General features: G+C 67.1%; 21 protein-coding genes. 12 read left to right on the forward strand and 9 right to left on the reverse strand.

Going from position 1 to position 20792, the window contains the following annotated elements:
• Window positions 1-6: 6 nt before the first annotated feature.
• Together AC5P88_RS13280 and AC5P88_RS13285 are read right to left on the reverse strand one after the other, a co-directional pair.
• The gene (locus AC5P88_RS13280) at window positions 7-678 is read right to left on the reverse strand and encodes a ChrR family anti-sigma-E factor (RefSeq protein WP_286075846.1); all 672 of its coding nucleotides are present in this window, start codon (window positions 676-678) and stop codon (window positions 7-9) included.
• Window positions 675-1298 carry a sigma-70 family RNA polymerase sigma factor gene (locus AC5P88_RS13285; RefSeq protein WP_106548536.1) on the reverse strand — a complete coding sequence of 208 codons (624 nt, stop codon included), beginning with the start codon at window positions 1296-1298 and terminating at the stop codon, window positions 675-677. The genes AC5P88_RS13280 and AC5P88_RS13285 overlap by 4 nt, the downstream gene beginning before the upstream one ends.
• A gap of 132 nt (window positions 1299-1430) precedes the next feature.
• On the opposite strand from AC5P88_RS13285, the gene AC5P88_RS13290 reads away from it, so the two are divergent.
• The 12 genes from AC5P88_RS13290 to AC5P88_RS13345 all read left to right on the forward strand — a co-directional run bounded on the left by AC5P88_RS13290 (window position 1431) and on the right by AC5P88_RS13345 (window position 13273).
• Window positions 1431-2198: a hypothetical protein gene (locus tag AC5P88_RS13290; protein ID WP_495225264.1), complete on the forward strand. Its 768-nt coding sequence runs from the start codon at window positions 1431-1433 to the stop codon at window positions 2196-2198.
• 81 nt (window positions 2199-2279) lie between these two features.
• Window positions 2280-3230, forward strand: a complete 951-nt coding sequence (locus tag AC5P88_RS13295) for an acyl-CoA desaturase (protein ID WP_106548537.1) — start codon at window positions 2280-2282, stop codon at window positions 3228-3230.
• Window position 3231: 1 nt separating this feature from the next.
• Entirely contained in the window at window positions 3232-4509 is a 1278-nt protein-coding gene (locus AC5P88_RS13300; RefSeq protein WP_495225265.1) for an NAD(P)/FAD-dependent oxidoreductase, read from the forward strand.
• Window positions 4506-5273, forward strand: a complete 768-nt coding sequence (locus AC5P88_RS13305; protein ID WP_495225266.1) for a DUF1365 domain-containing protein — start codon at window positions 4506-4508, stop codon at window positions 5271-5273. The genes AC5P88_RS13300 and AC5P88_RS13305 overlap by 4 nt, the downstream gene beginning before the upstream one ends.
• Window positions 5270-6529: a class I SAM-dependent methyltransferase gene (locus tag AC5P88_RS13310; protein ID WP_495225267.1), complete on the forward strand. Its 1260-nt coding sequence runs from the start codon at window positions 5270-5272 to the stop codon at window positions 6527-6529. The genes AC5P88_RS13305 and AC5P88_RS13310 overlap by 4 nt, the downstream gene beginning before the upstream one ends.
• Window position 6530: 1 nt before the next feature.
• Complete coding sequence (locus AC5P88_RS13315) at window positions 6531-7079, forward strand: DUF2878 domain-containing protein (RefSeq protein WP_106548541.1); 549 nt, start codon at window positions 6531-6533, stop codon at window positions 7077-7079.
• Entirely contained in the window at window positions 7076-7861 is a 786-nt protein-coding gene (locus AC5P88_RS13320) for a DUF1295 domain-containing protein (RefSeq protein ID WP_495225268.1), read from the forward strand. Before AC5P88_RS13315 ends, AC5P88_RS13320 begins: the two co-directional genes overlap by 4 nt.
• Window positions 7858-8931: an SAM-dependent methyltransferase gene (locus AC5P88_RS13325; protein WP_495225269.1), complete on the forward strand. Its 1074-nt coding sequence runs from the start codon at window positions 7858-7860 to the stop codon at window positions 8929-8931. The genes AC5P88_RS13320 and AC5P88_RS13325 overlap by 4 nt, the downstream gene beginning before the upstream one ends.
• An 8-nt stretch (window positions 8932-8939) precedes the next feature.
• Window positions 8940-9473 (forward strand): lipocalin family protein, encoded by a 534-nt coding sequence (locus AC5P88_RS13330; RefSeq protein WP_495225270.1) that lies wholly within the window; start codon window positions 8940-8942, stop codon window positions 9471-9473.
• Between the two features lie 96 nt (window positions 9474-9569).
• On the forward strand, window positions 9570-10076 hold the full coding sequence (locus tag AC5P88_RS13335; protein WP_495225271.1) for a GNAT family N-acetyltransferase: 507 nt from the start codon (window positions 9570-9572) through the stop codon (window positions 10074-10076).
• Between the two features lie 15 nt (window positions 10077-10091).
• Window positions 10092-10964, forward strand: coding sequence for a response regulator transcription factor (locus tag AC5P88_RS13340; protein WP_495225272.1), 873 nt, complete (start codon window positions 10092-10094; stop codon window positions 10962-10964).
• Window positions 10965-10966: 2 nt separating this feature from the next.
• The gene (locus tag AC5P88_RS13345; RefSeq protein ID WP_495225296.1) at window positions 10967-13273 is read left to right on the forward strand and encodes an ATP-binding protein; all 2307 of its coding nucleotides are present in this window, start codon (window positions 10967-10969) and stop codon (window positions 13271-13273) included.
• On the opposite strand, the gene AC5P88_RS13350 is transcribed toward AC5P88_RS13345, so the two are convergent.
• The 7 genes from AC5P88_RS13350 to AC5P88_RS13380 form a co-directional block, all read right to left on the reverse strand.
• The gene (locus AC5P88_RS13350; RefSeq protein WP_012480151.1) at window positions 13274-14029 is read right to left on the reverse strand and encodes a SapC family protein; all 756 of its coding nucleotides are present in this window, start codon (window positions 14027-14029) and stop codon (window positions 13274-13276) included.
• Window positions 14030-14139: 110 nt separating this feature from the next.
• Window positions 14140-14412 carry a hypothetical protein gene (locus tag AC5P88_RS13355; protein WP_005409616.1) on the reverse strand — a complete coding sequence of 91 codons (273 nt, stop codon included), beginning with the start codon at window positions 14410-14412 and terminating at the stop codon, window positions 14140-14142.
• A gap of 205 nt (window positions 14413-14617) precedes the next feature.
• Window positions 14618-16654 carry an elongation factor G gene (gene fusA, locus AC5P88_RS13360; protein ID WP_495225273.1) on the reverse strand — a complete coding sequence of 679 codons (2037 nt, stop codon included), beginning with the start codon at window positions 16652-16654 and terminating at the stop codon, window positions 14618-14620.
• Between the two features lie 469 nt (window positions 16655-17123).
• Complete coding sequence (locus AC5P88_RS13365) at window positions 17124-17873, reverse strand: hypothetical protein (RefSeq protein ID WP_495225274.1); 750 nt, start codon at window positions 17871-17873, stop codon at window positions 17124-17126.
• 64 nt (window positions 17874-17937) lie between these two features.
• The gene (locus AC5P88_RS13370; protein WP_495225275.1) at window positions 17938-18699 is read right to left on the reverse strand and encodes a heme ABC transporter ATP-binding protein; all 762 of its coding nucleotides are present in this window, start codon (window positions 18697-18699) and stop codon (window positions 17938-17940) included.
• Window positions 18696-19739, reverse strand: coding sequence for a FecCD family ABC transporter permease (locus AC5P88_RS13375; protein WP_495225276.1), 1044 nt, complete (start codon window positions 19737-19739; stop codon window positions 18696-18698). The genes AC5P88_RS13370 and AC5P88_RS13375 overlap by 4 nt, the downstream gene beginning before the upstream one ends.
• Window positions 19736-20782, reverse strand: coding sequence for a heme/hemin ABC transporter substrate-binding protein (locus AC5P88_RS13380; protein WP_495225277.1), 1047 nt, complete (start codon window positions 20780-20782; stop codon window positions 19736-19738). The genes AC5P88_RS13375 and AC5P88_RS13380 overlap by 4 nt, the downstream gene beginning before the upstream one ends.
• Window positions 20783-20792 lie beyond the last annotated feature (10 nt).

The raw sequence follows: 20792 nt of genomic DNA on the forward strand, positions 1-20792 counted from the left end.
GCCCCGCTAGAGCTTCACGAAGCGCTGGATCTTCCGCGCCAACCAGCCACTGAACACCAGCGGCGCATCCAGCGCCGAAACGCAGATGCACGGCACCCCCGGCGCGGTCACCGGCTGGTGCTCCACGTCCTCATCCAGGTCCGCCACGTCGCCGGGCGCGAACAACCCCAGCGCATCGTTGTACGAGCCGCGCAGGATCTGGGTCAGCTCGCTGCGGCCGTGGCTGTGCATCGGCAGGCACTTGCCCGGGGCGATCTTCAGCATGATCAGCGAAGGCATCTGCTCTGCACGGATGCAGTGCACGCCTGGCGCCATCCAGCGCCAGCGCAGGTCGCTGAGCGACGCACCGAAATACGGGTGAAGCGAAGCAGGGAGATGGTCCGGATCGGCTTCGGGTCGCTCTCTCGAAACGGGTCGCAACGCCACTGCCGAGGCAGGCGCGTCCGCCGCCAGGTGCATCAACATCGCCTCGCGCAATTGCGCGTGGCGTAGATCGCCCGTGGAAGGTTGGGTCTGTTCCAGCAAGGCCGATCCGATCGCCTCGGCCTCGCGCAGGCGCTGGCGACAGTGCGGGCACTGCTCCAGATGGGCACCCGCCACGATGCTCAACGGCGCCGGAAGCGCGCCCGCGGCGTAGCTCATCAGCGTGGATTCGTGCAGATGATGGTGCGGATTCACAGCGCACCTCCCACTTTCGACTGCAGTTGCAGGAACGCACGCCGCAGGTGCGATTTCACCGTGCCCAGCGGCATGCCCAGCGCTTCGGCGATCTCGCTGTGGCTCTTGGCCTCGAAGTAGGACATGCGCACCAGCCGCGCCTGCACCGCGGGCAACTCGTTGATGCGCTGGCGCAACCGGGCCTGGTCGGCGAACTGTTCGGCGCTGCTGCGCTCGACCACGTCCATCGTTGCGGCGTCCTCCACCGCCACCTGCACCTGCATCCAGCTGCGCTCGCGACGCACGCGGTCGATATGCAGGTTGCGGGCGATGCGGTACAGCCAGGTGCTCAGCGCACCCTGCGCGGCATCATAGTCGGCCGCACGCAGCCACAGGCGCAGCAGGCATTCCTGCGCCAGCTCCTCGGCCACCGCCTCGGGCGCGCCCAGCCCGCGCAGATAGACGCACAGGCGCGGCATGAAATGGTCATAGATCCGCATGAAACAGTCGCGGTCGCGCAGCCGCGCGACACCGTCCATGTCACCGGCCCAGTTTTTCGGCTCGCTGCTGGGCTGCTGGGAGCTGGACACGGTGCGTGCGCTGTTGAAGTTGGCGAGGGTGCTGGCGGCGTCAGGGTACATCTGCGTTCGCGGCGGGCGGGTGAAGGTCTGTCCCCTGTACGCGCGGGAATGGCAATTGGATGCAGCCCGCATTGCGCATCCAACCCGCCCCGCCTGCCGTACGACCTGGACCCGCCCTTACGGATGAATGCCATGCGCATCGCCTGGCTGTTGTTGTGCCTGCCCCATGCCGCGCTGGCGGCCCCCATGCTGCGGAGCGAGGGCATCGCCACCTCCCCGCAGGGCCGGGTCCTCTACCGTGAAGTGCACTGGCGCCGCGATGCGACCGAGGGTGCCGAACGCTGGGTGCTGTACCAGTGCCCGGGGGGCCAGCCGTTCGCCCGCAAGCACCTGCCAGCCAGCACCCGTCCGCAGGCACGCGGCTATTCACTGGAGGACCGGCGCAGTGGCCAGACAGCCGAGATCGAGGCCGTCAGCGGCGCAGTATCGGTCGCCTGGAAGGAGGACGCAGCCAGTCCGCTCCGGCAGCGCAGGCTCGATCTGCCGCAGGACGCGGTGATCGATGCGGGATTCGATGCGGCGGTCCGCCTGCACTGGGCGGCGCTGATGCAGGGCGAGCGCCTCTCGCTGCCGTTCCTGGTGCCCGGGCGACAGCGCTACTTCCCGGTGCAGGTGCGGCATACCGGCACCCTGCGCTGGCAAGGCATCGACGCCCAGTCGATCGAGGTCAGCCTCGACACCTGGTATGGCGGCATCGCGCCCCGCCTGTCGCTGGTCTATGCCAGCGCCGACCGGCGCCTGCTGGAATTCAACGGCACCAGCAACCTGCGCGATGCGCGCGGCACCTATCCGCAGGTGACGGTGCGCTTTGGCTCGCCACCCGCGCAACGCCCCGCGCCTGAGTGGCAGCAGGCATGGGCGCAGCCACTGGTCGACCGCTGCCCCGTCACGAACACGTGAAGCCGACATTCACTGCAACACGTCGCATCCATTACGCATTCTGCTGCGTACAGGAAGACACGACACCCGCCGAGATCCGCCATGGCCTCTGTATCGCCCCTCCCCCGTCGACGCTGGCGCCTGCTGCACACCCTGCAGCGTTGGGTTGATACCGGCAACGATGCGGATACCAGCACGGAACAGCCGGGCCGCATCGACTGGCTGCGGGCGGTGCCGTTCGCGCTGATGCACGTGGCGTGCATCGCGGTGATCTGGGTTGGCGTCTCATGGACAGCCGTCATCGTGGCCGCGGCGCTCTACGCGGTGCGCATGTTCGCCATCACCGCGTTCTATCACCGCTACTTTTCGCACCGCACCTTCCAGGCACCGCGCGCCGTGCAGTTCGTGTTCGCGGTGATCGGCGCGTCCAGCGTCCAGCGCGGTCCACTGTGGTGGGCGGCCCATCATCGCCACCATCACCGCCACGCCGACCAGCCACTGGACCCGCACTCGCCGCGCGAAGGCGGCTTCTGGCGCAGCCATATGGGCTGGTTCCTGACCCGCGAAGCCTTCGCCACCGACCTGTCGCGGGTGCCGGACCTGGCTCGCTTCCCGGAACTGCGCTGGCTTGACCGTTTCGATACCGCCGTTCCCGTGTTGCTGGCCATCGGCCTTTATGCATTGGGTGCAGCACTGGAGCACTGGGCGCCGGGCCTGCACACCTCCGGCCCGCAGTTGCTGGTGTGGGGATTCTTCATTTCCACCATCGTGCTGTTCCACGCCACGGTCACCATCAACTCGCTGGCCCACCGCTTCGGTCGTCGCCGCTTCGAGACCCGCGACGACAGCCGCAACAACCTCTGGCTGGCCCTGCTGACGTTCGGCGAAGGCTGGCACAACAACCACCATTTCTTCCCCGGCACCGTGCGCCAGGGCTTCCGTTGGTGGGAGATCGACCTGACCTGGTATGGGCTGCGTGCAATGGCGGCGTTCGGCCTGGTCAAAGGCCTCAAGCCCATCCCCGAATGGGTGCTGGCCAAGGCGAGGTACTGACATGCGCATCGCCATCATCGGTTCAGGCATCTCAGGGCTGGCCAGCGCCTGGTGGCTGCAGGAACGGCACGACGTGACACTGTTCGAGGCGAGCGATTACCTGGGCGGCCACACCCATACCCACGACGTGCAGATAGACGGCACGCGCATGGCCGTGGACACCGGCTTCATCGTCTTCAACCCCCGGCACTACCCGCTGCTGACGGCGCTGTTCGATGAGCTGGGCGTGGCGTCGCAGCCAACCACCATGAGCTTTTCAATGCACAGCGAGCGCAGCGGCGTGGAGTACAACGCCACCTCGCTGGATGGCCTGTTCTGCCAGCGTCGCAACCTGGCATCGCCGCGCTTCTGGGGCATGCTGGCCGATCTGCGCCGGTTCTACCGGGATGCGCCGCTGTTGCTGGCCGAGGAGGAAGGCCCGACGCTGGGCGAGTACCTGCGCACCCAGCGCTATGGCGAGGCCTTCATTGAAGAGCACCTGCTGCCGATGGCCTCGGCGCTGTGGTCGTCGCCCACCGCGACCGTGCAGGACTTCCCCGCGCGCTATCTGGCCCAGTTCATGGCCAATCACCAGATGCTGCAGATGACCGGGCGATCGTCCTGGCGGGTCGTTACCGGCGGCTCGGCCCGCTACGTGGATGCATTGCGACGCCGCTGGCGGGTGCATGAGCGCCTGCAGTGCCCGGTCCAGCGGGTGGAACGCATGCCCGGGGGTGCACGCGTGCACAGCGCCGCAGGCGTCGAGGCGTTCGACGAAGTCATCCTGGCCTGCCATAGCGACCAGGCGCTGGCCCTGCTGGGTGATGCCGCCCCCGTCGAGCGCGAGGTACTGGGTGCCATCCGCTACCAATCCAACGAGGCGGTACTGCACACGGATGCATCCTTGCTGCCGCGCAACCGCAAGGCATGGGCAGCATGGAACGCGCATGTCCCGCAGGATCCAGCGGCGCCCTGCACGGTCAGCTACTGCATGAACCTGCTGCAGGGCCTGCCCGGCAGCACGCCGCTGGTAGTCACCCTCAACCGCAGCGAGGCCATCGATCCGGCCAGGGTGCTGCGCACGCTGCACTATGCCCATCCAGTGCACGATCATGCTGCGGTTCGCGCGCAGCAGCGCTGGGCAGAGCTGCAGGGCCATCGCCACACCTGGTTCGCAGGGGCCTACTGGGGCTGGGGCTTCCATGAGGATGGCATCCGCAGCGCCCGCCGCGTGGTGGATGCGCTGGAGACCTGCGCACCGCATCGCGAGGTATCGCTACCGGGCGAGGTGGCGGCATGAGCGCCAGCGCACTGTATTTCGGGCAGGTGATGCACCGCCGCCATCATCCGCACCCGCATGCGTTCCGTTACCCCGTTGCGCAGCTGCTGCTCGACCTGGATGAGCTGGAGACCGTGTTTGCCGGGCGCTGGCTGTGGTCGCTCAATCGCCGCAACCTCGCCGAGTTCCGGCGCAGTGACTATTTCGGCGATCCCGCACAGCCTCTGGCCGATGCCGTGCGCGACCATGCCGCGAAGACGCTCGGTCATCGACCTTCAGGGCCGGTGCGCCTGCTCACCCACCTTCGCTTCGCAGGGCGTGTGTTCAACCCGGTCAGCTTCTATTACTGCTATCAGGCCGACGGCAGCACGCTGGACTGCATCGTTGCCGAAATCACCAACACGCCCTGGAAGGAACGGCACGCTTATGTATTGCCGGTCGCTACGGCCACGCACGACGGCACCTCACTGCGTTGGCAGTTCGACAAATGCTTCCACGTCTCGCCGTTCATGCCGATGGACTGCCGCTACGACTGGCGCTTCAGCAGCCCCGATGAGGACCTGCGCGTGCACATGCAGGTCTGGCGCGACGGCATCCGGCAGTTCGATGCCACCCAGACGATGCACCGCCGCCGCCTGGATGGCCGCGGGCTGGCGCGGGTCCTCGCCTGCTACCCACTGATGACCACCCAGGTGGTGGCCGCCATCCACTGGCACGCGCTGCGGCTGTGGCTGAAGCGCAACCCTGTACACGACCACCCCACCCTTGCCGGGAAACCGCGATGAACTCGATGACACCTTCGGTGACTCTGCCGCGCCCCGGCGCGCTGGACGCCTTCCTGCGCCGCCGCCTGCTGGCGCAGCTCGCCCCCTTGCGCGATGGCCACCTGTGCGTGCGCGATGCCCTTGGCGAGGTCCGGCTGGGCAACGCCCACGCCGGGCTGCAGGTGACGGTGACCATCGAAGACCCGGCGTTCTACCGCAAGGTGGCTGCGCAGGGCAGCGTTGGTGCCGGCGAGAGTTACATCCAGGGCGAATGGCACTGCGATGATCTGGTGGCTCTGATACGCCTGCTGGTGCGCAACCGCGACCTGCTGGACGGCATGGAGCGCGGCCCGGCCCAGGTGGGTGGGTGGCTGCTGCGCGGCTGGAACCGGCTGCATCGCAACAGCCGTGAGGGCAGCCGGCGCAACATCGCCGCCCACTACGACCTGGGCAACGATTTCTTCGCCCTGTTCCTGTCACCGGACCTGGTGTATTCGTCGGCGCTGTTCGCCAGCGAATCCGAATCACTGGAGTCCGCCTCGCGCCGCAAGCTGGACCGAATCTGCCAGCAGCTGCAACTCAAGCCCGGCGATCGCGTGGTGGAAATCGGTACCGGCTGGGGTGGCTTCGCGGTGCACGCCGCGCAGCACTATGGCTGCCACGTCACCACCACCACCATCTCCGCCGAACAGCATGCGCTGGCCGCCGAGCGCGTGCGGGCCGCCGGCCTGCAGGACCGGGTCACCCTGCTGATGCAGGATTACCGCGACCTGCAGGGGCAGTTCGACAAGCTGGTGTCGATCGAGATGATCGAAGCGATCGGCGCCGAATACCTGGACACCTACATGGCCACGCTGCAGCGGCTGCTGAAGCCCGATGGTATTGCCCTGCTGCAGGCCATCACCATCGAGGACCATCGCTACGAGCAGGCACGGCGCAGCGTCGACTACATCAAGCGCTACGTGTTCCCCGGCAGCTTCATCCCTTCCATCAACGCCATCATGGCGGCCAAGACCCGCGCCAGCGACCTGCAGCTGATCGCTCAGCAGGATTTCGGCCACTCCTACGCGCTGACCCTGCGCGCCTGGCGCCAACGCTTCCTCGCGCAGTTGCCTGCGGTGCAGGCGCAGGGGTTCGATGCCCGCTTCTGCCGCCTGTGGGATTTCTACCTGGCCTACTGCGAAGGCGGCTTCCTGGAGCGTTCGATCGGTGTCTCGCATCTGCTGCTGGCACGCCCAGGCCATCGGCCTGCATTCTCGCCTGGTGAGGGCAACTGAAATGCGCCGGTTCTGGGCCAACCTGATTGGCAACCAGCTGGTCTGGCTGTGCGCGGTGGCGGGCGCCGGGCGCGGCTGGCAGTGGCCCGCGTTGCTGGCTGCGTCACTCTACATCGGCAGCCAACTGCTGACATCGGCGCAACCACGCCTGGACCTGCGGCTGCTGGCGCTTGCGTTGGCCTGCGCCTGGCTGGTCGACGCCAGCGCTGCCGCCAGCGGCACCGTGCGCTACGCCGCGGCTCCGCTGGGATGGGCGCCGCCGCCCTGGATCATGGCCTTGTGGGCTGCATTCGCCATGACCCTGACCACCTCGATGCGCTTCCTGCAGCGCCACTCCGCCCTGCCGCCGCTGTTCGGCCTGCTGCTGGCGCCGCTGGCGTACCTGTCGGCCGCGCGTGGGTTCGGCGCCGTGCAGTTCAACAGCCCGATGTGGCATGGCGTCCTGGTGTTGGGCACGGGCTGGGCCATTGCACTTTTCCTGTTGTGCCGCGCCGCCCGTAGCAGCCCGCGCACCACACCGCGGCCACCTCTCGTCGGAGCGTCATCATGATCAACCTGCTCTGGGTGTTGCTGTATGCGGCGCTGGTGATGAGCTGGGGCTGGGCCTGGCAGCGGCGTCACTACAACATCGGCGTTGTGGATGTGCTCTGGGCCAAAGGCGTGGCTGCCGCCGCGCTGCTGCTGGCGTTGCTGGGCGATGGTGCGGTGACGCCACGGGTGGCGCTGGCTGTGCTCGGCGGCCTGTGGGGCGGTCGCCTGGCCTTTCATCTATGGCATCGCGTCCGGCACGAAGAAGAGGACGGGCGCTATCGCTACCTCCGTGCGCACTGGCAGGGACACCAGGGAAAGATCTTCGGGTTCTTCATGGCGCAGGCACTGCTGGTGGCGCTGTTTGCCCTGCCCTTCGTCGCGGTCGCCGCCAATCAAACCCCCGGCATGGCGCCCTGGGTGCTGGCGGCCGCGCTCGTCTGGCTGCTGAGTGTGGGCGGAGAGGCACTGGCCGACCGCCAGCTGGCCCGGTTCCGCAGCAGCCCGGCGAACAAGGGCCGCACCTGCCGTGATGGGCTCTGGCGGTACTCCCGCCACCCCAACTACTTCTTCGAGTGGCTGCACTGGTTCTCCTACGTGCTGCTGGCCGTCGGCTCACCGCTGTGGTGGCTGGCCTGGCTCGGCCCCGTGCTGATGTATGTATTCCTGCGCTATCTCAGCGGCATCCCATTCACCGAAAAGCAGGCCCTGCGCAGCCGCGGCGACGACTACCGCGCCTACCAGCGCAGCACATCGATGTTCTTCCCCTGGTTCCCCCGCCCTTCCAAGGAGCATTCCGCATGAACGCGATACCGTCACTGAATCCGGCCGAGGAAACGGAAACCGGGCTGACCGCCTGGGCCGAACGCGGCCTGCTGCCGGATGCCGCGTTGCGTGCTGGCATACGGCGGCTGTGCGCGCAGCGCCTGCAGGAAGAATTGGAAGGCGGTATCGAAGCGCAGTCCGCGCGTTTCAGCCGCCGCATCGCCGAACTGGCCGACAGCCCGCTCGCCCTGCATACCGATGCGGCCAATCGCCAGCATTACGAAGTGCCCGCGGCGTTCTTCCAGGCCTGCCTGGGCAAGCGACTGAAGTACAGCAGCTGCTACTACAGCACCGGGCGCGAAACGCTGGACCAGGCTGAAGAAGCAATGCTGGAGCTGTACGGCCAGCGCGCAGGCCTGGCCGATGGACAGCACATCCTCGAACTGGGCTGCGGCTGGGGCTCGCTGACGCTGTGGATGGCCGAGCGCTATCCGCACGCAGCAATCACTGCCGTGTCCAACTCGCACAGCCAGCGCCAGCACATCATGGCGCAGTGCCAGGCCCGCGGGCTGCACAACGTGCAGGTACTCACCCGTGACGTGAACCAGCTGGAACTGCCCTCGGCGCAGTTTGATCGCTGCGTTTCGGTCGAGATGTTCGAGCATGTGCGCAACTACGAGCGCCTGCTGGCGCGCATCGCGCAGTGGCTGAAGCCGGACGGTGCGCTGTTCGTGCACATCTTCGCCCATCGCACGCTGATGTATCCATTTGAGACCCGGGGCGGCGACAACTGGATGGGCCGCCACTTCTTCACCGGCGGCCTGATGCCCGCCGCCGATACCCTGCTGCATTTCCAGCGCGACCTGCGGCTCGATCAGCGCTGGTTGCTGGACGGCACTCACTACCAGCGCACTGCGGAACACTGGCTGGCCAATCAGGACGCTGCACGCGACCAGGTGATGCCGGTGCTGGCGGCGACCTATGGGCCGGCGGCCGCGCGGATCTGGTGGCAGCGCTGGCGGATGTTCTGGATGGCGTGTGCCGAACTGTTCGGTTACGACGACGGCCAGCAATGGCTGGTGGCCCATTACCTGTTCCGTCCCCGCTGAGGTGTGACATGCGCATGTTCCCGCTGCTTCCGCTGATCGCGGTCGGCCTGTTCGGCTCAGGCTGCTCCTCCAGCGATACCCGGCCACTTCCGCAGGCGCCCTCGGTGGATGTGCCACGCTTCATGGGCGACTGGTACGTGATCGCCCATATCCCGTCCTGGCCAGAACGCGACGCCTACGATGCAGTGGAAAGCTATGCCTTGAAGCCCGATGGGCGCATCCAGACCACCTTCACCTATCGCAAGGGCAGCTTCGATGCCCCGCAGAGGTCGATGCACCCCATCGGCCATGTCGAAGAGGAAGGCCATGGCGCGGTATGGGGCATGCAGTTCATCTGGCCGATCCAGGCCGAGTACATCATCGCCTGGCTGGATGACGACTACCGCCAGACCATCGTGGCGCGCAGCAAGCGCGACTATGTCTGGTACATGGCACGTACGCCGCAGGTGTCCGACGGCGACTACCAGAAAGCCGTGCAGCGCATCGCCGAAATGGGCTACGACATCCGCCGGCTGAGGCGCGTGCCGCAATCCATCCGGTAGTGCGTGGCAACAACGACCCGATTGCGTCCTGCGTCATGCATCACCCGGCAGAGGATGCCAGAATTGCCGGACAGACCTGAGCCGGGGATCAGCACGATGGGCAGCCACGCAGAAGCGACATGGAACGGGCTTGAAGTGCGGCAGATCCGTGCGAGCGACCTGGATGTGATCTGTGCCCACCGCGAAGCCATGTTCCGCGAGAGTGGGCGGACCGAGGAGGTCCTGCGGGCGATGGCGGCTCCTTTCCGTACCTGGCTGGCGCCGCGCCTGGCCTCGGGCGAGTACTTCGGCCATGTTCTTGCAGACCACGGCAGAACCATCGCCGGCATTGGCCTGATGCTGATCGACTGGCCACCCCACCCTGCCCATCCGGAACAGGGCTGCCGCGGCTACGTCCTCAACGTGTATGTGGAACCGGAGTACCGCCGCCGGGGCATCGCCCGGAAGCTGATGGCCCTGGCAGACCACGCCTTCGCCGAGCGTGGCGCCACCTACGCGGTCCTGCATGCCACCGCGCAAGGGAAGCCGCTGTACGCTGACCTTGGCTGGGCCGGAACCAGCGAGATGGCACGCAGCCTGCGCGACGAGGGGCGAACGCCCTGAAGTCGACCCCGATCGGTGTGCATCGCTGCCGTGCCGCCCCGGAAGCTTCCCGATGACATCCACGGCAAGCGCCGTCACGCCTGCGGAAATGGCTTGTTTCCCGCCTGGCTATCCATCGCGCCAATGGATAGCCCCGAATCGATGGATACAGCGCATCGATTCTTAGGAATAATCGCAAAAATCAAGCAATTTCGATGTTCGCCGCGACAGCAGCGCCAGAATGATCATCACGCCCCATGGGCGCCGATCACCTCCCTGCGCATGAATGGACTTCCTGCCCCGCGCCCGCTGCGACTGGCACTACTGGACGACCATGAGGTCGTCCGTCGCGGCACTGCCCTGCATCTCTCCCGCGACGTCCGCTTCCATATCGTCGCCAGTCATGCCCGCAGCGACGAACTCATCGACAGCCTCCAGCAGACGCGGGTGGATGTCGCGATCATCGATCTGACCCTGGCCCGCGACGACCGCAGCGCGGCGGAGCTCACTCCGCTGCTGCGCGAGCACTTTCCACGCGTCCCCCTGCTCGCTTTCGCAACCCTGTCCCCCTTGACCCACATCAACCAGCTCATCGCCAGCGGCATCAGTGGCGTGGTGAGCAAGACCGAACCACTGCCGATGCTTTCGGACGCGATCGTGCGGGTATCGCAGGGGCTTCCACGATTGCCGCCCGACTGCACCCTGCCGGGAGACTGCGAGGAGCTCAGCCGCAACGAGCGCGAAGTACTGGAGCTGCTGCTGGCCGGCCTGACCGTTTCGGAGATCGCGCTCCGGCGTCATCGCAGCATCAAGACCGTCAGCACGCAGAAGGTTGCGGCCCTGCGCAAGCTCAGGCTGCGCAACGATGCCGAGATCTACGCCATGCGGCAGCAGCTGGAACTGCCGTGAAGATGTGCGGCCGACTGCGCACATCCACCCTCCTTCTGCTGGCGCTCATCCTGCTGCCGGCCGCGTCCGCCGAGGATGCATCGTCGCTTGGATGGGGGCCGGGACGCGAAGTCCGGGTGGCGACCGCGCCATCGCTGCACCCGCTACCCGCCGCACTCGCTGACGGCGCGACGTTGCCAAGCCTGGCCCACGGCTACGCCAATCTGGTTGCACGGCGTTCGCAACTGCAGTTCCAGGAGCACCCGCATCCCAGCACCGGTGCATCAGTGGCTGCCGTCTGCAGGCGGGAAGCGGACCTGGTACTGGTGATTGGCACCCACCTGCCACCCCCCTGCCCCGGGCTGGTGGCATCCAGAACGTTCCGCGGTGGCAAGACGATGCTCGCCGCGCGCAGCGGCGAACGCCTGCCGCGCGACATCACGGAGCTGGACCATCGCGTCCTGGCCGTGGTCGAAGGGGGGCCGTATGCGGGATGGCTGGCGGCGCGCCATCCACACGTCCGCCTGCTGCACCTGGCCGATCGGCACGCCACGCTGGCAGCCGTCGAGAATGGTACCGCCGATCTGGCAATCGGCCTGGAAACCACGCTGCGCCCGCTGATCCGCCGGCATTTCGCCGGGCACCTGCACCTGCAGTCTTTCGACAGCGATTTCTCCACGGACCTGCGCCTGCTTGCGCACCGCGAAGATCGCCAGCTGCTGGAGCGCATCGAGCGGGCATTGCACGACATCACGCTGGAGGAACATGCCAGCCTGCTGCAGCTGTGGGCCCAGCAGGCGGCGCCCGCCTCGGTGGAGCACGCCCTGGACTGGATGCGCCAGCTGCCCCCGCTGTGGCTGCCGGCCCTGGTTGCCGCATTGGCAGTCACTCCGTTCCTGTGGCTTGCCTGGCACAGGCGCCTGCGTGGTGAAGGCCGCGCTCGCGCCCGCGCGATTGGCATGTTCAGCCACGAGGTGCGCAATTCGGCTCAGGCGGTACTGGCCTCGATCGACCTGCTCAACCAGCCGTCGGCCCCCAAGGGGCAGCGCGAAGTGCTGGCGGCCGCACATGCCGCAGGTTCCTCGCTGCGCAGCCTGCTCAACCGCTCGCTGGAGTTCTCGCGCCTGGCCAGCGGCACCTTCAAGCCGCGTGCACGACCCTGCGACATCGCACGACTCTGCCGCCAATCGCTGGATGCGATTCGTCCCCAGGCTCGGCAGCGCGGGCTGACGCTTCGCTTCGACTGTCTCCCCGAGCCCTGCCCCATTGTCGCCGTCGACCCGGAGGGGCTGCGTCAGATCATCGACAACCTGCTGGGAAACGCACTCAAGTTCACCGATGTCGGCGGTATCGAGCTGCGCCTTCAACTGACGCCGGGCAACTGCCCGCGTGAACTCATGCTGGATGTGATCGACAGCGGTATCGGCATCACTGCCGAGCAACTCGCCGTGCTGTTCCAGCCATTCCAGCAGGGCGAAGACGGCAGGAATCGCGGGGGCAGCGGACTGGGACTGATGATCGCGCATGAACTTGGCCGCGCAATGGGCGGCAACCTGTCAGTGCACAGCGTCCCCGGGCGCGGCAGTCGCTTCACCCTGCGCCTGCCGGTACGTGCCGCCAAGGCCGAGTCCGTGTCAGCCGCCGCCGACGTGGGAACGCCACTGGGCGGGATTGAGCTGCTGCTGGTGGAAGACCATGCACTCAATCGCCGGGTCATCAGCGAGCAGCTGCGCCGCCTGGGTGCTGATGTGCATGCCTTTGGCGACGCCGCCAGCGCGCTTGCCGAGCAGGCGGTGAGGCCGCGCAGCGTGATCCTGCTCGACATCGGGCTCGGGGATATGGATGGCTATGCACTGGCCATGCGGTTGCGAAGGCAGGCCCGCGACCCCCTGCGACTGATCGCGCTGTCGGCACGCCGTGACCGTCGGCATGTGGCGCGCTGCCGGAAAGCCGGGTTCGACGCCACCCTGACCAAGCCATTGCAGCTTGAGTCGCTGCTGCGGACGCTGCAGCTGCCGGTGACCGGACAGGCCATCACAACCGGCACGGCCGCCAACTGTGACCCTGCCTACATCACGGACATCGGCCACGAGCTGATGCGGATCGAACAGGCGATGGATGACGCCAGTGCCACTGACCTGTGCCATCACGCGCACCGTCTGCAAGGGGCCCTGCAGATGTACGGGGCCGCCGCAGAAGCGGACACGGCGGCCGACCTGTGGGCACTGGGTCGCGACGCCACGCCCGACTGGGCCGATGCGCGACGCCTGTTGCGAGTCCTTCAGCAATGGCATGGCTCCCGAACTGCGGAAGCCATGCCCAGGGCCTGATCAGGCCGCCAGACGCTCAACCTGGCGACGGGTCAGGTCGTTGAAGCGACCCAGCGACATCAGGTGCTGGTGGATCAGCGCCAGCCAGCCGCTGCGGTGCCACTCGACCACGGTCGCTTCCGGCAGCGCGACGAACTTCTCGACGTCGACGACCTGGAAGCCATTGAGGTTGAACTCACGGCCATCCGGGGTGCGCACGGTGGCATTGCGCTCGACCAGCAGGCCGTTGTCGATCAGGGCCTTGGAGAAGGCCTGGGTCTGTTCGTGCTCACGAGTGAACTGGCCACAGAACTCCAGCGCCTGCTGCACCATGTCGGTGGCCTTGCCGTCGACGAACAGCGGCTGGCCTTCGTCACCGCCCTTGACCACGCGCGAGCTCTCTTCGTCGATGCCCAGCAGGAAGTCATTGTCCGAGCCGGTGTCGATGAAGATGAAGGGGTGGCGACGCAGGTAGGCCGGGATATAGGCCTCGTCTTCCCACAGGCCGTCCTTGATGAACAGGTTCTGGTCGGACACACCAACGGCGGCCATCGGCACTGCGGTCGGGCCAGCGAACAGGATCGGGAAGTGGTGCAGCGCCAGCGAGAACTCGCCGAGCACCAGCGGAATGGCGTTGTTGCCCGCGGCAAACTCGAGCCTGCCCGGCAGGATGCGCAGGTCGGCGTGCACATCGGCCTGCAGCGGCACCGGACGGGTGTAGAACAGGGGGGCGTTGCTCGGCGCCGCTTCGGTGGTGGTGTCGCTGGTGGTGGTCATCTTGGGAACCGTTCGATCATGCGCGCCTGCCATCCCGGGCGCGCCAGCGGGAACAACCTGAATCCCGCATTATCAACAAGCTCGATGACAACGGCCACCCCATCGACGGCCTATTTCAGCTGCAGGGGGTATCGCTGCCAGAGCACATGGACCAGAAAACCGGCCAGCTCGGTGTCGCGGGCACTGACCGCCGCGCGGATCTTGTCCAGCAGCACCATGTCCGAGCAGGAGCGCACATCGGCGTGGTTGGCCTGCCCTGCCCGGCGCGCGCGATAGCGTGCGGCCCGCTGCGCATCACTCATGGCGTACCCGAACTTGGGCGGACGACCGCGCTTTCGCGGCAGGGTCAGCTCCAGGGTTCCGGGGTCTTTGTCATCACGCATGAGAGGGGTGCGGGCGGCGGCGAGCAACGGGGGGTGCGCAATTTATCGTGAGGCATCACTTTAATCCAGCTTTTTCTGCAGTTTTGTTGCGGTGCAGTGCAAAAAAGAAAGCGTCGCGACGAATTCATCCACGCATGGCGTGGACACGAAACGCCATCAACACCCACAAAAAAGGGAGCCCGCGCACGGGCTCCCCTCACCTTCCTCATGCAACCCGCACCGGCTCGTAGCCATGCAGGTGCGCTTCGCTGCTGGCGCGTCCCTGGCTGAGCGAACGCAGCGAGGTGGTGTAACCCACCAGCTGCGCCAACGGCGCGAAGCCATTGACCTCAGCCCGACCGTCCTGGTCGTCGATGCGGGTGATGCGGCCGTGGCGACGGTTGAGGTCGCCAACAACGTCACCCACCGACGCCGACGGCGAATGCACCGTCACCGCCATCACCGGCTCCAGCAGCTGCGTGCCACCCTCTGCCAGCGCCGCCTTGATCGCCTCGGCACCCGCGCGATGGAACGCCATTTCGGAGGAGTCCTTCGCATGGGTCTGGCCATCGACAAGGCTGACCTCGATACCGACCACCGGATGACCCTGCGGACCCTCCGACAGCGCGGCACGCACGCCCTTCTCCACCGCTGCAATGAAGCTGCGCGGCACCACGCCACCGACGATGCGGTCGTTGAACACCACCTGGTCGTCGTCGCGCGGCGCCACATCCAGCACCACGTGCGCGAACTGGCCCTGGCCGCCGGTCTGCTTGACCAGCCGCCCGACGACGCCGGACATCGCGCGCATCGGCGTCTCCTGGTAGGCCACGCGTGGCGCACCCACGCCCACATCAACCTTCCATTCGCTGCGCAGGCGCTCGACCATCACCTCCAGGTGCAGCTCGCCCATACCCCAGACCAGGGTCTCCGCCGTGTCGCGATCGGTTTCAACGCGGAACGAGGGATCTTCCTGGGCCAGGCTGGCCAGGCCCTGCGCCATCCGGATCAGGTCGGCCGCACGCGCCGGCTCCAGCCGCCACGCCAGCACCGGCGCCTGAGCCTGGATGTTCTCCAGGCGCAGCGGCTGTGCACGGCCGCTCAGCGTTTCACCGCTGACTGCATCCTTCCAGCCCAGCACTGCCACGATGTCGCCGGCCACGGCCTGTTCGATGTCATGGGTCTGGTCGGCCTGCACCCGCACCAGCCGGCTGACACGCCTGCCCTGCGGATGCTGCGAGCTGGCCACCGCGTCGCCCACCTTCAAGGTGCCCGAGTACAGCCGCACGAAGCTGAGGGCGCCGTGCTGCTGATGGGTGATCTTGAACAGCAGGCCTGCCAGCGGACCATCCGGGTCCGGCGGCAGCACCACCTCGCCGCGCTCGCTTTCAGCGGTCACGGCAGGCCGGTCCAACGGCGATGGCAGGTAATCGACCACGGCGTCCAGCAGCGTCTCGATGCCTTTGTCCTTGAACGCCGCACCGGCCAGCACAGGCACGCCCGCACCTGCCAGCGTCGCCCGGCGAATCGCTGCGCGCAGCTGTTCGGCATCGATCACGCGCCCTTCCAGCCAGGCATCGGCCAGCTGCTCATCGTGATCGGCTACCGCCTCGACCAATACATCGCGTTGCGCTTGCCATGCTGCGCGCAGCGTGTCGTCCCACGGGGTGATCGTCGCCACAGCACCGTCCTGCCACTGCAGCACGCGCTCATCGACCAGATCGACCCAACCGTTGAAGCCACCTTCGCTGCCCAGCGGTACGCCCAGCGCCCACGGACGTGCCTGCAGCTTGTCCTGCAACTGCTCCAGCACGCGTTCGAACGAGGCACCGACGCGATCCATCTTGTTGACGAAGGCGATCAGCGGCACGCGATGGCGGCGCGCCTGGCGCCACACCGTCTCCGACTGCGGCTGCACGCCATCCACGGCCGAGAACACGGCCACGGCGCCGTCGAGCACGCGCAGCGAACGCTCGACTTCAATGGCGAAGTCGATGTGGCCGGGCGTATCGATCAGGGTCAGCCGATGGGGCGGCAGGTCGCGCGGCGCCCACTGCGCCTGTACGGCGGCCGCGCCGATGGTGATGCCACGTTCGCGCTCGATCGCCGAGAAGTCGGTGGTCGCGTTGCCGTCGTGTACTTCGCCGACACGATGGATCTCGCCGCTTTTCCACAGCAGGCGTTCGGTCAGCGTGGTCTTGCCGGCGTCGATGTGGGCAATGATGCCAAGGTTGCGACGGCGGGAAAGGGTCTGGGTGTTCATAAAGAGGTTCCTGCAAAGCCAACTTCAGGGGCCGCGCACCCCGGTTGGCGACAGGGCGCGCGGCTAACGTTCGGTCTCGGCGATCTGGTGCATGGCACGTTCTCCTTTGCAGTACTGGGTAGCGTCGACTGTTAATCGACCGGGTAGAGTCGACAGGGTAGAGTCGACTGTTAGTCGACTTCCGGGAAAACAAAAACGAAAAGAGCGCCCCGGAGGGCGCTCTGTCGAAGGTCCAGCGATAGCCGCTTCAACGGCCTCGTGGGGCTCCAGGCAGACACGCCCGTTCCGCGCTTGCGCGGGTCAGGGTGAAAAACTTCAGGAGCGGCATCCGGTTCATGGAGCGCATTCTAGACCTGCCAATCTGGCGCGCAAGTGAATATTGCGCACATAAATGGAACGATGAGGCCGGCAACGATCAGGGTCAGATCCCTTTGCCCTTGGCAAAGGGATCTGACCCTTCTGCCATGCCTTACTTGCAGCCGTGCAGCTTGCGCGCCTCGGCCACCGTCGCAGCCTGGTCATCGCCCATCGAGATCCAGCCCTTCAGCGACATCGCCGGGTCCACATGCGGCTGGCGCGGGCCACCCTGGATCAGCACTTCAGTCCAGCTGCCCACCGGCGCCAGCTCGGACAGGCGTGCCGCCTGGTCGTCCTCGGTGCTGAACATGTCATCCGGACCCGCTGGCGGCGTGGTATTCACGGTTTCCGTCTTGCGGGTCCGGACCCGGAGTGCGCCGCCCGGCAGCCGCTGGGTGATCACATCGTAGCGCTCGACACCATACGCCCAGCTGTTTTCACCAACGCTGCGGGTTTCGCTGCCGTCATTTGCCACGGCCACCTCCTCGCCCGCCGGCCCGACCACGCCCGCGACGGCCCCAAGGCCCGACATCAGCGCCTGATAGACGATCATCTGCCGCTGCTCGGCGGTCAACGCTCCGGCCTTGAGCTTGGCGGCAGGAATCTGCAGGTACGCCGCTTCACTGCACAGCACCAGCACCTGCTGGTCGTCCCAACTCACCGACATTTCCTCGTTGGCGAAGTACTGCGTCTTCATCGACGTCACAGCGGCACCGTCACCACTGGAATGCCGGGTCTCGATCAGCGAGGCGTTCTCGGCCGCGTTGGTCAGCGAAACCTGGGAGGTCGACGCTGCATTGGCGGCGCACACCGAAGCAACCATCGCGGCAAGCAGCACGCCGCGCGTAACGGAACGGATCATGGCATCAGTCCATTGAAGAAAACGAAGCAACCATGATACCCGGAGCAAGCTGGTGAACCTTGGCTCAGGTCACCACCACCAGCGGCACCCCGCGTCGAGGATGCTCCAGCACCACCACATCCTGCTGGTACACCCGCTGCAGATTGTCTTCGGTCAGCACCTGCATCGGCGTGCCGTCAGCCGCCACCCTGCCCTGTTCCAGCAGCACGATGCGATCGGCATAGCCGGCCGCCAGATTCAGGTCATGCAGCACCACGATCACGCAGGCACCGGCCTCGGCGCAGGCACGCACACTGCGCAGCGTGCGCTCCTGATGGCGCAGATCCAGCGCAGCCGTCGGCTCGTCGAGCAGCAGCAACGGCGTGTCCTGCGCCAGCACACGCGCGAACGTGGTTCGCGCGGATTCGCCGCCGGACAGCTGCTGCACTTCGCGCAGGCGCAGCGCCTGCAGTTCAGCGGCATCGATCGCCGCTTCCACCTGGGCGTCGTCCACCACCGGATCCGGCGGATGCGGCAACCGCCCCATCGCCACCACCTCTTCGACGCTGAAGGCGAAACGCACGCCGTGCTCCTGCGGCATCACCGCGCGCTCGCGCGCCAGTGGCCCCGCCTTGTAGCTGGCCAGCGGCTTGCCCAGCAGGCTTACCTCGCCCGCATCAGCGCGCAGGTCTCCGGCGGCCACCGCCAGCAACGTGGATTTGCCTGCACCATTCGGGCCGACCAACGCCGTCACCGTACCCGGCTCGAACGAAAGCGAAATGCCATGCAGGATCTCGCGCTGCTGGCGGCGCACCACCACGTCGTGCAGTTTCAACAGCACGCTCATGGTGCCGCCTTGCGGCGCTGCTGCAGCACCAGCCAGAGAAAGAACGGCGCGCCGAGCGCAGCCGAGAACAGGCCCAGCGGAATCTCCGCCGGTGGATCCAGCGTGCGGGCTGCGGTGTCGGCCACCACGATCAGCAGCGCGCCAAGCAGGCCGGACAACGGCAGCAACCAGCGATGACCCGGGCCGACCAGCAGGCGTGCCACGTGTGGCACCACCAGGCCAACGAAGCTGATCGAGCCGGCAAATGCCACGGCCGCACCCACCAGCAGCGCACTGAACGCCACCAGTCGGCGACGCGTGCGGGTAACGTCCAGCCCAAGGTGCTGCGCCTGGCGTTCGCCCAGCGCCAGCATGTCCAGCGGCGTAGCCAGCCGCTGCAGCGCGAACACGCCAATGGCGAACAACGGCACCACCGCCGCCACGTCGCCCCAGTTGGCGCGTGCCAGCGAGCCCATCTGCCAGAACACCAGCGACTGCAGTTCGCTTTCGCTGGCGATGTAAGTGAGGAAACCAATCAGCGCCGAGCAGAACGCGGCCATCGCGATGCCGACCAGCAGCAGCGTGGCGTTACCCGTGCCCTTGCCGGGCCGGGCCAACGCATACGTCAGGCCGATCGCCAGCGCACCGCCCGCAAATGCGGCTACCGGCACCAGCCAGCCGGCGGCACCGGCAGCGCCCAGCACGATCGCGGCCACCGCACCCAGCGCCGCACCCTGGCTGACACCGACGATGCCCGGATCCGCCAGAGGATTGCCGAACAAGCCCTGCAGGCTGGCACCTGCCATCGCCAATGACGCGCCCACCATCGCACCCAGCAGGGCACGCGGGATGCGCAGCTGCCAGACCACGGCCAGATCGCGACTGCTGACCGCCTGCGGATCCAGCAGGCCCAGCTTCACCGCCAGCGCCTGCATCACTTCCAGCGGCGGCAAGCGCAGCGGACCCACGGCAAACGACGCCAGCACTGCCCCCAGCAGTGCCAGCAACGCCACCATCAACATCGTCCGCCCGCGACGGCGGCGCCGATCCGCTGGACTCATGCCTTCGGCATCGCCGCGAACGCCTTCGCCAGCGCCAGCGCACCGGCACCGGAGCCGACACTGGTGTACTTCAGCTGCACATCCGGCATCACCCAGACCCGGTTGGCCTGCCCGGCCGGGGTCTGCTTCAGCGTCGGGTACGCCTTCCACAGGCCTTCGGCACCGCCGAACAGCTGCAGGTCATGCTCGGTCACCAGAATGACCTCCGGTGTGGCTGCAACCACGCCCTCGTTGCTCAGCTGCGAGTAGTTCTTCACTCCCGCCTCGGTACCGATGTTGACGCCGCCGGCCAGGGCAATCAGCTGCGCCGACGCGCTGTCGGCACCCGCCACGGTCGGTGAGCCACCGGCACCTGTTGCCGAGACGTGGATCACTCGTGGCGCATGGCCCAGCCCCTTGCCAATCGCTGCAGCCTCGTCGAGCTGGCGCTGCACCTGGGTGGCCAACGCCTGCCCTGCCTCGGCCAGCCCTAGCGCGGCGGCAACCTTGCGCACCTTCTCCGGTGCAGGCTGCAGGTCATCGATGACCACCGCCGGCTCGCCCACTTCGCGCAGCTTCTTTGCCAGCTCGGTATGCCGACGCAGGCTGTTGCCGAGGAACAGCGAGCCCTTCAGGCTCAGCACGCCTTCCACGCCCGTGGTGCGGTTGAACAGGAACTGGTGCGGTGCGGCCAGGCCGGCCTGGGTGGTGGTGTTGGTCGGCGCAGCGAACACCTGCCTGCCCAGCCCCAGCGCCTCGATCACCGCGATGACATCGTCGCCACCGGCGATGATGCGGCTGGTGTCGGCCACTTCGACGTCGGCGCCATCGTCGGAATGCACCCTGGCCGGCAGCACGGCCCTCTGGTCGTGCACAGCCGGCATCTCGGCACCGGCCACGCGCTGCCAGCCTGCCGGCAATGCGGTTTCCGCAGCCGGCGCTGCGGCCGCCGGCTCGGCAGGCTTCGCAGCATCCGAGGGGGCCGAGGAGCCGCCACAGGCGGCCAGCGCCAGCGAAACAGCCAACGGAAGTGCGCACAGGCGCAGACGGGACGCGATGTTCATGGACATTCTC

The organism is Stenotrophomonas sp. YJH_SMC_8 (genome assembly GCF_059371315.1).

Bases quoted from the DNA above. Each gene is read 5' to 3' on its own strand.
- AC5P88_RS13345 (WP_495225296.1), top strand. From the start codon at position 10,967: ATGTGCGGCCGACTGCGCACATCCACCCTCCTTCTGCTGGCGCTCATC.
- AC5P88_RS13330 (WP_495225270.1), top strand. From the start codon at position 8,940: ATGCGCATGTTCCCGCTGCTTCCGCTGATCGCGGTCGGCCTGTTCGGC.
- AC5P88_RS13365 (WP_495225274.1), bottom strand. From the start codon at position 17,873: ATGATCCGTTCCGTTACGCGCGGCGTGCTGCTTGCCGCGATGGTTGCT.
- AC5P88_RS13295 (WP_106548537.1), top strand. From the start codon at position 2,280: ATGGCCTCTGTATCGCCCCTCCCCCGTCGACGCTGGCGCCTGCTGCAC.
- AC5P88_RS13285 (WP_106548536.1), bottom strand. From the start codon at position 1,298: ATGTACCCTGACGCCGCCAGCACCCTCGCCAACTTCAACAGCGCACGC.
- AC5P88_RS13310 (WP_495225267.1), top strand. From the start codon at position 5,270: ATGAACTCGATGACACCTTCGGTGACTCTGCCGCGCCCCGGCGCGCTG.
- AC5P88_RS13325 (WP_495225269.1), top strand. From the start codon at position 7,858: ATGAACGCGATACCGTCACTGAATCCGGCCGAGGAAACGGAAACCGGG.
- AC5P88_RS13300 (WP_495225265.1), top strand. From the start codon at position 3,232: ATGCGCATCGCCATCATCGGTTCAGGCATCTCAGGGCTGGCCAGCGCC.
- AC5P88_RS13350 (WP_012480151.1), bottom strand. From the start codon at position 14,029: ATGACCACCACCAGCGACACCACCACCGAAGCGGCGCCGAGCAACGCC.
- AC5P88_RS13335 (WP_495225271.1), top strand. From the start codon at position 9,570: ATGGGCAGCCACGCAGAAGCGACATGGAACGGGCTTGAAGTGCGGCAG.
- AC5P88_RS13290 (WP_495225264.1), top strand. From the start codon at position 1,431: ATGCGCATCGCCTGGCTGTTGTTGTGCCTGCCCCATGCCGCGCTGGCG.
- AC5P88_RS13375 (WP_495225276.1), bottom strand. From the start codon at position 19,739: ATGAGTCCAGCGGATCGGCGCCGCCGTCGCGGGCGGACGATGTTGATG.
- fusA (WP_495225273.1), bottom strand. From the start codon at position 16,654: ATGAACACCCAGACCCTTTCCCGCCGTCGCAACCTTGGCATCATTGCC.
- AC5P88_RS13320 (WP_495225268.1), top strand. From the start codon at position 7,076: ATGATCAACCTGCTCTGGGTGTTGCTGTATGCGGCGCTGGTGATGAGC.
- AC5P88_RS13370 (WP_495225275.1), bottom strand. From the start codon at position 18,699: ATGAGCGTGCTGTTGAAACTGCACGACGTGGTGGTGCGCCGCCAGCAG.
- AC5P88_RS13315 (WP_106548541.1), top strand. From the start codon at position 6,531: ATGCGCCGGTTCTGGGCCAACCTGATTGGCAACCAGCTGGTCTGGCTG.
- AC5P88_RS13355 (WP_005409616.1), bottom strand. From the start codon at position 14,412: ATGCGTGATGACAAAGACCCCGGAACCCTGGAGCTGACCCTGCCGCGA.
- AC5P88_RS13380 (WP_495225277.1), bottom strand. From the start codon at position 20,782: ATGAACATCGCGTCCCGTCTGCGCCTGTGCGCACTTCCGTTGGCTGTT.
- AC5P88_RS13305 (WP_495225266.1), top strand. From the start codon at position 4,506: ATGAGCGCCAGCGCACTGTATTTCGGGCAGGTGATGCACCGCCGCCAT.